Origin of the sequence: Streptomyces barkulensis, assembly GCF_002843305.1 — a bacterium.
GTDB classification, from domain to species: Bacteria; Actinomycetota; Actinomycetes; order Streptomycetales; family Streptomycetaceae; genus Streptomyces; species Streptomyces barkulensis.
This window is the reverse complement of record NZ_PGSG01000095.1, coordinates 1-13,147: the sequence shown is the minus strand read 5'-3', so window position 1 is coordinate 13,147 and position 13,147 is coordinate 1. Positions and strand designations below refer to the sequence as shown.

General features: G+C 73.2%; 12 protein-coding genes. 2 read left to right on the top strand and 10 right to left on the bottom strand.

The genetic code is table 11. The annotated features are described in order from the left end of the window. Together CUT83_RS30365 and CUT83_RS20170 are read left to right on the top strand one after the other, a co-directional pair. Positions 1-369: transposase (locus CUT83_RS30365; protein WP_206606928.1), on the top strand; the 369-nt coding region annotated here is incomplete at its 5' end. Then, positions 366-1,262, top strand: coding sequence for an IS3 family transposase (locus CUT83_RS20170; RefSeq protein ID WP_101257270.1), 897 nt, complete (start codon positions 366-368; stop codon positions 1,260-1,262). The genes CUT83_RS30365 and CUT83_RS20170, both read left to right, overlap by 4 nt. Before the next feature lie 168 nt (positions 1,263-1,430). Here the strand turns inward: CUT83_RS20170 and CUT83_RS20165 are convergent, their stop codons facing one another. From CUT83_RS20165 to CUT83_RS20120, 10 genes are all read right to left on the bottom strand, one after another. Next, positions 1,431-1,610, bottom strand: a complete 180-nt coding sequence (locus CUT83_RS20165; protein ID WP_101257269.1) for a helix-turn-helix domain-containing protein — start codon at positions 1,608-1,610, stop codon at positions 1,431-1,433. 492 nt (positions 1,611-2,102) lie between these two features. Next, on the bottom strand, positions 2,103-4,238 hold the full coding sequence (locus CUT83_RS20160; RefSeq protein WP_101257268.1) for a tetratricopeptide repeat-containing protein: 2,136 nt from the start codon (positions 4,236-4,238) through the stop codon (positions 2,103-2,105). Between the two features lie 65 nt (positions 4,239-4,303). Then, the gene (locus CUT83_RS20155; protein WP_101257267.1) at positions 4,304-4,801 is read right to left on the bottom strand and encodes a hypothetical protein; all 498 of its coding nucleotides are present in this window, start codon (positions 4,799-4,801) and stop codon (positions 4,304-4,306) included. A 306-nt stretch (positions 4,802-5,107) separates the two neighbouring features. Next, positions 5,108-5,782, bottom strand: coding sequence for a response regulator (locus CUT83_RS20150; RefSeq protein ID WP_101257266.1), 675 nt, complete (start codon positions 5,780-5,782; stop codon positions 5,108-5,110). Continuing rightward, positions 5,779-7,068, bottom strand: coding sequence for a sensor histidine kinase (locus CUT83_RS20145; RefSeq protein ID WP_101257265.1), 1,290 nt, complete (start codon positions 7,066-7,068; stop codon positions 5,779-5,781). The genes CUT83_RS20150 and CUT83_RS20145 overlap by 4 nt, the downstream gene beginning before the upstream one ends. Before the next feature lie 71 nt (positions 7,069-7,139). Continuing rightward, entirely contained in the window at positions 7,140-8,345 is a 1,206-nt protein-coding gene (locus CUT83_RS20140) for a fatty acid desaturase family protein (protein WP_101257264.1), read from the bottom strand. Between the two features lie 158 nt (positions 8,346-8,503). Beyond that, positions 8,504-9,715 (bottom strand): acyltransferase family protein, encoded by a 1,212-nt coding sequence (locus CUT83_RS20135; RefSeq protein WP_101257263.1) that lies wholly within the window; start codon positions 9,713-9,715, stop codon positions 8,504-8,506. Next, a complete protein-coding gene (locus CUT83_RS20130; RefSeq protein ID WP_101257262.1) occupies positions 9,712-10,689 on the bottom strand; it encodes an alpha/beta hydrolase in 978 nt (325 codons plus the stop codon). The genes CUT83_RS20135 and CUT83_RS20130 overlap by 4 nt, the downstream gene beginning before the upstream one ends. A 557-nt stretch (positions 10,690-11,246) precedes the next feature. After that, complete coding sequence (locus CUT83_RS20125) at positions 11,247-11,540, bottom strand: 3'-5' exonuclease (protein ID WP_439145007.1); 294 nt, start codon at positions 11,538-11,540, stop codon at positions 11,247-11,249. Continuing rightward, a complete protein-coding gene (locus CUT83_RS20120) occupies positions 11,426-12,967 on the bottom strand; it encodes an ISAs1 family transposase (protein WP_241524815.1) in 1,542 nt (513 codons plus the stop codon). The genes CUT83_RS20125 and CUT83_RS20120 overlap by 115 nt, the downstream gene beginning before the upstream one ends. Positions 12,968-13,147 lie beyond the last annotated feature (180 nt).

The following is a 13,147-nucleotide window of genomic DNA, read 5'->3' as shown; positions in this document are numbered from 1 at the left end:
TCTTGGACACCTGGAAACTGGGACGTGAGAGCCCAGAGGAAGCAGTGCCAGGTGGGAAGCAAGTACACGAAGCGGTACTCGGACGAGTACAAGCGGGACGCGATCGAGCTCGTGCGGTCGTCGGGCCGGACGGTGACCGAGGTCGCCCGGGAGCTCGGGGTCAGCTCGGAGTCCCTGCGGGGCTGGGTGAAGAAGGCCCGCGCCGCTCAGGACACCGGATCCGGTCCCGTGGCCGGGCGGGCCGGGCAGAGTGCCGACGACCGGGACGAGGAGCTGAAGCGGCTGCGGAAGCTGACCGCTGAGCAGGCGAAGACGATCGAGATCCTGAAAAAAGCGACGGCCTTCTTCGCGAAGGAGAGCGACCGGTGAGCGCGATATGCCGGTTCATCCACGCGGAGAAGGCGAACTACCCGGTCACGCTGCTGTGCAAGGTGATGAAGACCGCGCGGTCCACGTACTACGCGTGGGTGGCCGGAGCCGAAGCCCGCGAAGCGCGGCGGCGGGCCGATGAGGCCCTGGCACACGAGATCACGGTGATCCACCTCGCCTCCCGGCGGAACTACGGCGTCCCGCGCGTCACCGCCGAACTGCGCCGGCAGGACCGGCTGGTCAACCGCAAGCGGGTGGCACGGGTCATGCGGGAGCACGGCATCGCCGGGAACAGCCGGCGCACCGGCCGTCGCAGCCTGACCAAGGCCGACACCAAAGCCGCCCCGTCGCCGGACCTGATCGGCCGGGACTTCAACGCCACCCGCCCCGGCACGAAGATCGTCGGGGACATCACCTACATCCCCACCGCCGAGGGCTGGCTCTACCTCGCCTCGTGGCTGGACCTGGCCACGCGCGAGGTCATCGGCTACTCGATGGCCGACCACCACCGCGCCGAACTCGTCGTCGGCGCGCTCGACATGGCCGCAGCCCTGGGCCGCCTGGAACCCGGCTGCGTGATCCACAGCGACCGCGGACCGGAATACACCTCCCGCCAACTACGCGACAGAATCGCCATGTCGGGGCACAGGCAAAGCATGGGCCGGACCGGGAGCTGCTTCGACAACGCCGCCGCGGAGAGCTTCTGGGCTGTACTCAAAGAGGAGATCGGCACCCGCTTCTGGCCCGACCGCGCGACCGCCCGCGCCGGCATCTTCGACTTCATCGAGACCTTCTACAACAGACGCCGCCTGCGCAAGCACGTCCACTGGGGCTACCTCACACCCCACGAGACACGCCTGCGCTACCAGCAGGATCAGGCCCTCGCGGCGTAACGACGACGTGTCCGAGATCACGGGGAAACTTCAACCACAACCTCACCCCGGTGAACGTTCCTGGTCACGGCACTAGCGGTTGGGTGGGGGGTTGATTTTCCGAGATAATTGAGCATTTTCCAATCACCGTCAGGTTGGAAGATGCTCATGGAGTGGAGTGTGTGTTGCTCATGCCGTTGTGCGGCACTTGCGCTCCATCCACTCCCGGACTTCGACGGGGGAGAAGCGCAGTTGCCGGCCGATGCGGAAGCCGGGGATGGCTTCTTTGGCGTGGTTGTCGTAGACCCAGGAGACGGGTTTCCCGAGGAACTCGGCCAGGGTGGCGACATCCCGGAGCGGCTCGGTCATGATGCCTCCGGATGACTTGATCCTCTTGCGAGGACGAAGGTATGGAGGAGGAGCGGCCGCGCCAAAGGCGTTGTCCGTTCCTCTGGTAGGCGGTCACCCTCGGTGAGAGGCGGCCCTCTGGATGGGGAGAGTGGTGCGGGGAGGGCACCGGTGCCCCGGGACGGTTGGCGGAGGTCAGCACCGAACCAGCACGACGGGCCCGAGCGGATCGGAACGGACGGCAACGGGGGTCAGCACCGAGTCAGCACCGCGCCCTACGGAGCCTCGGCATCCGCTGACCCGCCACCGTCGAAGACGGCCCCGGGCACCTGCCGGCAGGCGCTCGGGGCCGTAGCGGTCCGCCGTGACCCTGATGGAGGCGTGTCCCCTCCACCGCGACACCTCGTGGAGGAGGCCACCGCTACCCAGGGTAGCGGTGGCCCACTTGTGCCGCGCGGCCCGGCCGCCCGGCCGCCCGGCGGGGTGGGGGGTGCCCCACCGCACCGCCGCGGGTCAGGCGCCGCTCCGCCACCGGTCGAGCGATCGCCCGGTGGCGAGTGTGTCGGGGTGGGCCTCGCCCAGCACCCGCCTCTGCTCCGCCAGCAGATGCGTCAGCTCGGCCACGGCGCCCGCCGCGTCGCCCGACCGCCCCAGCCAGTAGGCCTGCCGGCCGTGGGTGGTGAAGACCCCGAGGTGGTCCGGTCCGTGCAGCGGGTGGACCAGCGGATCGTCGTACGGGGTGAAGGACTCGGCCTTCTGCCGGTGCAGCTCGCGCAGCTGGTCACGCAGCAGCTCGCCCAGTGCCGCGGCGGCCCCGGCCGGGTCACCGGCCTCCCCGCGCCGGTGTGCCAGCTCGCGGCGCGTGGTGAACAGGCCCACCAGACTCTGGCCCCGGGGGTCGCGGCCGTACAGCTGCGCCTGATCATGGAGGAGTTCGGCCAGCACCGCGGCGGCCCCGGCCGGGTCGCCCGCCTCGCCCCGCCAGTGTGCCAGCCGTGATCGCGTCTCGAAGGACGCGAGGACGTCGTCACCCGGGGCATGAGCTGCCCGCTGCTCGGCCGCCACCGCGGCCAGTTCCGCCGCGGCCCCCGGCGCGTCCCCGGCCACTCCCCGCCAGTGGGCGGCCTCTCCCCGGGCGAGGAGGGCCGTATGCGCACGGGACCCGTGACGGCGGCCGGCCTCGCCGGCCAGCCAGGTGAAGTGGCGGCGCGCGGCATCCGCGTCGCCGTGCCGCCCCAGTAGCCGGGGCACGACGATCAGGATGTCGTGCACCCGCGTGTCCGGCGGGGGACCGAACAGCCGGTCCAGGCCGCCGGCCGCCGCGGCCTGCTGCCGCGCCGAGGGCCGGCCGAGCAGGGCGGTCTCGTGACGGCGCACCAGCTCGCGGCAGTTGGCGTACAGCAGCCGGGCGAGCCCGGCGTCCGTCCCGTCGGCCGCCGCCACCGCCACCAGGCAGTCGGCGGCCGTCCGGGCGAGCTCGTCCGCCTCCCGTTGCGACAGCCAGTCACGCAGCGCCCGCTGCATGACCCGGTCGCAGCGTACGACCTGCCGCCCCTCCGCGGTCGTGCGCTCGACCAGCCCCTGCCGGTGCAGCAGCTCCAGGGCGGAGACCACCTGCTGCCGGTGGTCCGCCCGTTCGGGGCGGGGCACCGTGCGCAGCGCGTCGAAGCAGGCCCGCGCGGGCACGGTGTCGAAGACCTCCTCGGGGACACCGGCGGCGTCGAACACCGACAGCAGCGCCGTCAGCGGGCGGGCCGGCCCATCCGGATCGGACCGTACGGCCTGCTCGGTCAGATGCTGCCACACCTCGTGCATCCCGGCGGGCTGACCGTCGGGCAGGGCTCCGGGCCCGGGCACCAGCTCGGACAGCGGCCGTCCGCCGCCGGTGAGCAACCGGCGGTAGCGGGCGCAGTCCAGGTCGCCGGCCGCCAGCCTCGCCGCGGCCTGGGACAGGGCCAGCGGGGAGTGGCCCAGCTCGGCCGCCAGCGCGGCGGTCTCGGCCGGGTCCTCCTGCCGACCGTACCCGGCCAGCAGTTCGGCGAGGTGGGCGGCGCCCTCGCCGGGCGCGAACGGGCCGACGGCGATCAGCCGCCGGCCCGGGGACTCACGGGCCGCGTCCCTGCGCCGGGTGGTGACCACGGTCTGCCCGGTGGGCCGGTCCTGCGGCGGCCACAGATCGCCCAGGGCGGAGAAGTCGGCGGCGTCGTCCAGCACCACCAGCCACCGGCAGGCGGCTCCCGCTCCGTCCGGCCGCAGCCAGGCCAGGAACGCCTGCGCGGCCCGCTCCGCGTCGACCGGGTCGGTTCCGGTGATGTCGCCGTACGCCTGTGCGTACGCGGAGACCACCGAGGAACGGCGGGACGCGGTGGCCCAGACGAGAAGGTCCAGCCTCTTGTGCTGCCAGGCGGTGTGGGCGTGCCGCGCGGCCAGCTGGGTCTTGCCCGTGCCGGGCGCGCCGACCAGCACCTGGGTGCGCGGGGCGCCGTCGCCGGGCAGCTCGGGCGCGAGCCCGGGCCGTTCCCGGAAGCGGCGTGCCAGCGGGGGCACGACACCCACCCGGTGCGGCCAGGTGGCCGGCGGGCGAGCGGCGGCGTAGTGGGTGACCTGGTCGGCGTGACCGACGGCCAGACTGTGGTCACTGGCCCACACGCCGTACGCGGGCGGGGGTGGGGACGGTGGTGCGGGGGGAGGCGGGCTGTGGTGCGCCGGTCCGTTCAGCCCCGGGACGGATCCGGCTGCGGAGGGTGGCCCATCTGGACACCTCCGTGGATGACGCCGGCGGCGACCGATCCGCCCTCGGCGCGCACGTGCAGGTCGCCACCGACGGCCTGACCGCCCGCTCCGGCCGACACACCCGGGGCCGGTGGGTCGGCCAGCAGGTCGCGCAGCTCTCCGGCGGCACGGTCCCGCTCGGTGTCGGGCAGGTTCTCCAGCAGCGCCTCGAAACGGGCCTGCCAGAGCGCCTCCTGCCGGATACGGGCCTGCTGCGACGCGACGGTGTCCGGTTGCCCGCCGTCCGGTGGCGCCGCCGGACGGAGCTCGGAGGCGGTGCGGTCGAGCCGTTCGAGCTCGGTGCTCTCCCGCTCCTGCTCCCCGCGGCCGAACCACGCGGCCACCCGCTGCCGGAACTCCTGCCAGGCGTCCGTCCCGGCGGCCTGGACCACCGCGGTGCCGCCCGCCGCGGCGAGCGCCGTCAATGTCTCCGGCAGCATGCCCCACCCTCCCGTCGCTGTGCTCAGCGGCAACTCTAGTGCGTGGCAACGGTGTTCGGATGCCGGTGAGGGGGGCCGGGTGCTCAGCGGCAACTCTAGTGCGTGGCAACGGTGTTCGGATGCCGGTGAGGGGGGCCGGTGCGGCGGGGAGCGGCGGGGCGCACCCGGCGCGGCCCGTGTCCGCAGTCTGCGGCGGGTGCTGTTGTCCGGGGCGCATGTGCCCTTGTGCACCCCGGTTTTCCGGCGCTCCTTCCCGATCGCCTCCGCCGGCACCGTCTGTTGCCGGCGGAGGCGACCGGGGCCGGGCTATTCACCCGGGGCCACCAGCCCCGACTCGTAGGCGAAGACCACCGCCTGGGCGCGGTCGCGCAGGCCGAGCTTGTTCAGGACGCGGCTCACGTGCGTCTTGACCGTCTGCTCGGCCAGCACCAGCGTCTGCGCGATCTCCGCGTTGGACCGGCCGCGGGCCACCAGGGTGAGGACCTCGGTCTCGCGTTCCGTCAGAGCCTTGAGCCGCAGCGCGGGCCTGCCCCGGGCGGCGGGACGCTGCCGGGCGAAGTCCGCGATGAGGCGGCGTGTCACGGAGGGGGCGAGCAGCGCGTCGCCCGAGGCCACGACGCGTACCGCCGCGATGAGGTCGGCCGGCGGCGCGTCCTTGAGCAGGAAACCGCTCGCGCCCGCCCGCAGTGCCTCGTAGACGTAGTCGTCGACGTCGAACGTGGTGAGCATCAGGACACGTGGCCGGTGTGTCACGCCCGGTGGGGGCGCCAGGATGTGGTGCGCGGCCCGGAGGCCGTCCATCTCGGGCATGCGGACGTCCATCAGCACCACGTCGGGGTGGGTGCGCCGGCTCAGCTCGACGCCCTGCGCGCCGTCGGGGGCCTCGCCCACCACGTCGATGTCGCTCTGGGCGGCCAGCAGCGCGGCGAAGCCGGCCCGCACCATGGCCTGGTCGTCGACGACGATGACCCGGATCGTCATGCCGCTCCCTCGCTGTCGTTCCCCGTCACCGGCGACGTCACCGGCAGCGTCACCGGCAGCGTCACCGGCAACCGCGCGGCCACCCGGAAGCCGCCGTCCGGCAGTGGCCCGGTGTCCAGTTCGCCGCCCAGCAGCCGCACCCGCTCCCGCATGCCGACCAGGCCGTGCCCGGTGCGGTCCTCCTCGAACGGCGCGGCGGGCGGGGCGGGCGGCGGCCCGTTGACGACGAGGACGGTGAGCCGCGCGCCGTCCCCCGAAGCGGCCTCCGGTGTGGACCCCGACACCGACACCTGTGCCGGAGCGCCCGGCGCGTGCCGCACGACGTTCGCGAGGGCTTCCTGGACGATGCGGTACGCGGCCAGGCCCACCACCTCGGGCACATCGGCGTCGCAGGGGGTGAACTCCACCGGTACGCCCGCCCTCACCGTCGCCTCCACCAGCTGCCCGATCCGTTCCAGGCCCGGCTGGGGCGCGAGCTCGCCGCGCGTCTCCTCGCTCCGCAGCACGCCGAGGAGCCGTCGCATCTCCCCGAGCGACTCGCGCGCGGTCGCCGCGATGGAGGTGAACTCCTCCCGCACGTCCGGCGGCAGACCGTCGAGGCGGTACGCCGCGGTGTCCGCCTGCACCGTGATGACGGACATGTGGTGCGCCACCACGTCGTGCAGTTCGCGCGCGATGCGGGCGCGCTCCTCCAGCAGCGTCCGTCGGCCGCGTTCGGCCTCGCTGATCGTCTCCTGCTCGGCCAGTCTGCGCTGCGCCTCGTACCGTTCGCGGAGCGCACCGCAGAGTACGAGCACGGCGCCGCTGAGCACGATGAGCAGGGTGGTGCTGCCGCTGGTGTCGTGGGGCGCGGCGGAGGCCAGGCCGATGCCCGCGCCCACCGTCGCCAGCCACACCAGCACCAGTGTCCGGCGCGGCTCGCGCAGGCCGAGGGCGATGCAGAGGCCGACGTACCCGACGATCTCCATGGGCGGGAACGGCCACAGGAGCCGCTCCTCGAGGCCGACGGCGAGCATGGCGAGCGCCCCGGCCACGTCCGCGGTGAAGATCACGTACCAGGCGCGCAGCGGACGGACGACGGCGAGCAGCAGCGGCGCCGTCTGCGCGACGGCCAGCGTGCTCGCCACACCGCCGTTCAGTCCGTAGTCGTTGCCGAGCACATGGATGGTGGTGGGCAGCAGGGCGACGCACAGCACGAACGCCACGCCCCACGGCAGTAGCCGCACCCACCGGCGCGGCGCGCCGGCGAGCAGCGCACGCGGGCGCTGCCCTCCCCCTGAGTTCATGGGCCCCAGCTTAGGCGCGGCGGGACGGGGGCTGGGCGCGCGGCCGCCGGGCGGGCTCGGCGCGGCCACGGTCACCGGTTCCCGTGACGGCGGCGGCGGGGCTTGCCGGGCTGCCCGTGCCGGTCGCGCGGCCACTGCCGCGCCCGGCCGCGTGCCGGGCTGTGCGCCGGGCCGTGCGCCGGGCCGTGGGCCGGTGCGCGCCGAACGCCTCCGGTTCCGGCACGGAGCGGCTCTCCCACCTCGTGCAGATGCCGCAGGGCCTGGCGGTAGGAGTCGATGAGGCCGGTCTCCGCGTAGGGCAGGCCGAGATCGCGGCAGTGGGCCTTCACCATGGGCCGGGCGAGCCTCAGGTGGGGTCGGGGCATGCTGGGGAACAGGTGGTGCTCGATCTGGTAGTTGAGGCCTCCGAGGAACCAGTCGGTGAGGACGCCGCCTTCGATGTTGCGGGACGTGAGGACCTGGCGTCGCAGGTGGCCCCACTTCTCGCCGTCGGGGTCGGGCATGTCCATCCCCTTGTGGTTGGGCGCGAAGGCCATGCCCAGGTGCAGCCCGAACAGGGCCTGGTGGAGTGCGGCGAAGACGAGCGCCCGCGCAGGCGGCATGGTCGTCAGGAGCAGAGCGGTGTATCCGGCGATATGGGCGGTCAGGAGCGCACCCTCGACCAGGCGTTCGCGGCCGGTGCGGCGGCGCAGGTCCCGGAAGCCGTAGAACTTCAGGGCGAGGCCCTCGAGGAGGGTGAGCGGGAAGAAGAGCCGGGCCTGGTGGCGGGTGACCCAGTTGCGGAAGCCCGTGCGGGTGGCGGCCTGCCCGCCGGTGAAGACCAGGACGTCGGCGGCGACATCGGGGTCCTTGTCGATGTGGTTGGGGTTGGCGTGGTGGCGGTTGTGCTTGTCGTTCCACCAGCCGTAGCTCATGCCGAGCAGCAGGTTGGCGTGGACGAGTCCGATGCGGCGGTTGGTGGCCCGGTCGCCGCTGATCTGGGCGTGGCCCGCGTCGTGGCCGATGAACGCGGTGCGGGCACACAGGACGGCGAGGACGGGGGCGAGAACGAGTACCCACCAGGAGTCGCCGATGAGTGCCATGCCGGTGACGACGGCGGCCAGGCCGAGTGCGTTGGCCGTTATGGTGCGTGCGTACCAGCCGGTACGCCGGTCGAGCAGTTTCTGCTCCCTGACGCCGCGCAACAGGGGTGTGAACTCGCTGCCGGTTTCCGGTGAAGGCTGCCTCGCGGCGGCCTTCGCGGGGCGTGACGGAGCGGTTTCGTCGGTTGTGGACACGGTTGCACTCCGGTGTTCGGTGAAGGGTGTCGTGGTGCTCGGTTCCGTCCGGCTCCCCGAGGTGCTCGGCGCAGCCGGTGGGCAAGGGGCGGGACGCGCAGGCCCCGGCCCGCGGTGACACGGCGGCGCGGACACGCCGCTCATGCCGTTCACTTCGTTCACGACGCGAGGGCGAAGTAGAAGAAGCCCGCCGCGAGCACGCCCGCCGCCGCGCGCAGGACCGTGCCGGCGCGGTCCCACGGGGCCTCCAGGGGCCGGGCGAGCCTCGCGATCACTACGAGCAGCCCCGCGAAGAGCGGCAGCCAGGCCGACCGCGCCAGGATCCATCCGGCCGTGTCCGGCGCGGTGGTCAGACCGGGGACCTCACCGAAGTGCGAGGCGGGGACAGCGGCGGCGAGCATCGCCGTCTGGTGCCAGCACAGGATCGTCATCGCCGACAGGTTGACGACCACCACCGGGCCCCACAGGGCGGGGCGACGGAGCAGCCGGGCCAGCCGGTCGCGCAGCGCGATCGCCGCGCCGGACTGGACGGCCGCCAGCGCGAGGACCAGCAGGGACGGCGGATGGGAGTTGGTGCGGGACCGGCCGGGCACGCCCACCATCGACGCCGGGTAGTGGAAGGCGAGCAGCAGGGTGGCGAACAGGGCCGCGCCGCCCGCGAGCAGCAGCCACGCCTCGCGCCGGCCCAGCCGCCTGTCCGCCCAGGAGACGCCCAGCTGGTAGGCGAACATCCAGCCCGGGAGCAGGTTGAGCAGACTCAGCCAGGACGGCACGGCGTCCGCGCAGGGCCCGTAGCGGAGGAAGTCGACCACCGCGACGCAGCCGAGCAGCGGGGCCGCGGCCCAGAAGCCCAGACGCCGCGAGGCCCGGGCGCAGTACGGGGTGAGGGCGGTGATCACCGCGTAGACGCCGACGAACCACAGGGGCTGGACGACCAGGGTCGACGCGGTGCGCAGTGTGGCGGTCGGGACGCCGAGGCCGTAGTGCAGGGTGGGCAGGAGCAGCGCCCACACGGCGGTGACGCCGAGGACCGGGCGGCCCAGCCGCTTGAGGCGGCCGGCGGTCCACCGGCGGACCGAGCCCGTGCGGCGGCGGAAGGACAGGTACGAGGAGTAGCCGCCTACCAGGAAGAAGACGCCCAGCATCTGGAGAATCCAGCTGGCGGGGGCCAGCGAGCCGAACGCGGACAGCGGGCTGGCGTTGTGCAGGCCGCCGCCGTTGTCGAGGGTGAAGCCGCCCAGCAGCCAGTGCCCGGCCGGGACGGTCAGGAGCGCCAGCGCGCGCAGGCCGTCGACGGCGCGGTCGCGGTGGGCGGGGGTCCGTTCGTCGATCCCGGTGGTGAGCTTCACGAGCTTCGCGGGGGCCTTCACCGCAGGTCTCCGCGGGCGATCGCCGCGAACGCGGTCAGAGTGGAGGTGCCGGGGGTGAGGTACCCGTCGTGTGCCGGGACGTCGTCGGCGGGCAGGACGGTCGCGCCGAAGCCGGGCGAGGTGGGGTCCGCGCCGTGACCCAGGCCCAGGACCTCGACGTTGGGGACGCGGTCGATCCAGTCCTTCGGGGACTTCGCCGCCCAGACGCGGGCATCGGTGCCGAGTGCGGTGACGTCGTCGGCGCGCATGCCGGGCGAGCCCATGACGACGATGTCGCTCGCGTCGGTGTCGGAGGCGGCGAGGCCGCAGACCACCGAACCGTAGCTGTGACAGAAGAGGGAGGGATCGGGGAGGCCCGCCGCGTCCAGGCCGCCGGTGAAACGGGTGAGGCGCTCGGCACCGGTCTCGGCGAGCCGGCCCGTCGCCAGGTCCGGGCCGATACCGGAGGGGGTGGTGTAGCCGGCCCAGGCGATGACGGCCGTGTCGTCGCCCGCTTCCTTCTGGAGGTCGGCGGCCTGCCGCGCTGTGGCGCCGAACGCGGCGAGGTCGGTGTCCGAGCCGGGGACGATCACCGCGATGTGGGCGGCGTTCTCCAGGTCGCCCGCGACCTGCGCGATCATGCCGCGGCCGCGCGGGTCGTACGCCAGGACCTGGTCGCCCGCATGGGCGTTGGCCTCGTAACGGAGGTCTACGGGAGCGCCGTCGAGGTTGCCCACCACGGTGGGGTGGTCCCTGACGAGTCCGCGCTGCTGGGCGCCGGTCAGACCGGCGAAGAAGGCCGCGACCTCGTGCGGGCCGGCCGTGGCGGGGTCCGGTGGCTCCTTGCCCGGGAAGCCGTCCGCCAGCCAGGCGGCGGTGCCGGGGAGCGGACCGATCGGTGGGCTCTGGGCGCTCGCCGCGGCCCGGCCCGCCGTGCCGCCGGCCAGCAGTGCGGTCAGCAGGGCGGTGATAAGAGTCCTCCTGAAGCGGCGCATCCGTCCCTCTCCTCCGTCTCGTCCGTGGTGACGGCGGGAAGGTAGGAAGGCGGCGGGGAGCGGGGCGTCACTCCGGGGAGCCAAGTCGGCGGTGATACCCGGGTAGGGGGTGGGGCAGCAGCCGTTGTTCTCCGTCCGCGGTGAACACCGGGTGAGGTGAGGGGACTCGGGCGGGCGACAGAACGCTGGAGGCGGCGGGTCAGGGGGTGCTTGGCGGCGAGGTGCCGGACCGTCCCGAGCGAGGTGGCCGCAGTGGTCTGCCCAGCAGTGGTACGACCTGTTCGCCGAGGAGGCCGAGCTCGACCTGCGGCCCTCCTTCCCGGTCGAGGTCTTCGCGGAGCACGGGGAGGAGATCTGCGTCGTGCTGGAGTGGTTCGCGCACACGGTCGCCCTCTCGGAGGCCCGTCGCATGCTGGACGACGATCCCGGCACGTACTGAGAACAGGGGCCGGACGGACCTCGTGTGCTCACCACACTCCTCGCACGAGGTCCGTCCGGCCGGGCTAGGGGGAGTCCCTGCCCATGACGGGCGCCAGGAACGGGCTCGGCGTGCCGTGTCAGGACACCCGGAGCGCCTCCCGTGCCCGTGTGCACGCTACGAACAGCAGGCTCAGCTCGCTGTTCGTGTCCTGTTGGTGCTGCTGTGCGTCGACCTCCGCCGGAGTGACCGCCGACTTCATCGGCACGGTGCCGTCGTTCACGCCGGCCACGGCCACGCACCGGAACTCCAGCCCCTTCATCCGGTGCATGGTCGCGACCCGCACCCCGGGGCCGCCGCGTTCGCGGCCCAGTACGCACGCCGCGATCCCGGCTCCCTCCAGAGCCCGCGCGATATCCCGCGCGAACTGCAGGAACCGCACCGCGATCCCGGTCCTCGGAGTTCACGGCCTTTTCGGTGTACGTCTTGTACTTGGCGTCGATGGGCAGGAAGCGGGGGAAGCGCGCTGCCGTCCTCTCCGGCAACCGGGTGCCGGTCCCGGAGGGGCCACGGGACGCGTTCCCGTGCCGCATCGGCGGGCCGCCGCACCCCAGGGGCTTTGAGAAGTGATCTTGTGTCCGGGTTCGTCATGCCAGTCCGAGGGCGGTGAGGGGCCGCAGGTGGTCGCGGGCGGTACGGCGGAGGGCGGCTGCGATGTTGGTGTGACCGTCCTGGCGGTGGACGCCGATGGCGAGGTTGCTCCCCCAGCCTTCGGCCGGGAGGTGCCCCCAGGCCGGCCATGATGCGGGGCAGGTGCCGGGTGCGGATGTGCGGGGCGTCCTCGTGGAAGGTGCGGTCGCGGACGTGGTGCAGCTGGTTCTCAATGCGCCAGTGGCCGCGGATCCAGGCTGCGGGCTCGTGGCCGCCGGCCGCACCGGGCGGCAGGCTGGTGACCAGGTAGATCCGCTCGATCGTCAGCTTTCCCGTGCCAAGATCGCGTCTCCAGCGCACGACCTGGAGGGCTTGGCGGGCGTGCGGGTGGTCGAGGTGAGCGAAGGCGGCGGTCTTCAGGCGTCGGATCTCGTCGCGGTGACGGGCCCGGGTGCGCTCGACGTGGTCGAGGCGGATGTCGCGCCAGGGCAGGCGGCGGAGGCGCTCATGCAGTCCGGGGTGGTTCCGCTTCACGACGGCCAGGTAGTGCGCTCCTCGTTCGTGCAGGTAGGCGGCGTGGTCGTGCTGGGTGTGCAAGGCGTCCGCCGTGATGACGGCGTCGGTCAGGTCGACGCCGTCCAGGAGCGGGGCGAAGGCCGGGATCTCGTTGCTCCTGCCGTCGATCTGTCGTTGCGCAAGGACCTCGCCGCTGTGGGTCATCGCGGCGATCAGTGCGGTGGCCGTCCGGCGGGTGGTGCGGGAACCGCGGAGGGTCTTGCCATCGACGGCGATGACCTTCCGTTTCGAGTTCGGGGCCTTGCGTGCCCGGAGGAAGTCGCCAATGGCGCGGTCGAGGGCGTCGCCGTCCGCAGCGGCGAGGACGAGGCGGACGGTGGTGGCATGGGGCGGGCGGATCAGTCCGGTGGGGGTACCTCCCGGCCGGAGGCTGGGGGAGGGTCGGGGCGGGATCCGAGCAGGGCCAGGACGTGCTGGGGGGGCGTCGGCGATCCACTCGCCGATCGCCGTGATGGAGGCGGCACCGGCCAGAACGGCGGCAGCCGCGGCGGTGAGAAGGGCCGTCCAGGGGGAGCGGATGCCGCGACGGGCCCGCGGGTCGGGCACCGTGGCCAGAAAACCCCGCAGGTCAGCGACTGTCTGCAGCGGGATCGGGTCGGGGGTGTCCCCCAGTTGCCGAAGGCATGACGGCATGCGGGAAGATGGGTGCGCAGGCATGGACTCGCTCGGTGCTCATACGGACTCGACACCCACATGATCACCAGCGTCCATGCCTGTTCTGTGTCCAGGGTCACCGCTGGCAGAAGTCGACAAGCCGCCACATCCGGAGCTCAGCAGGCGAACCGCCCACCTCGGCACTTCTCAAAGACCCTG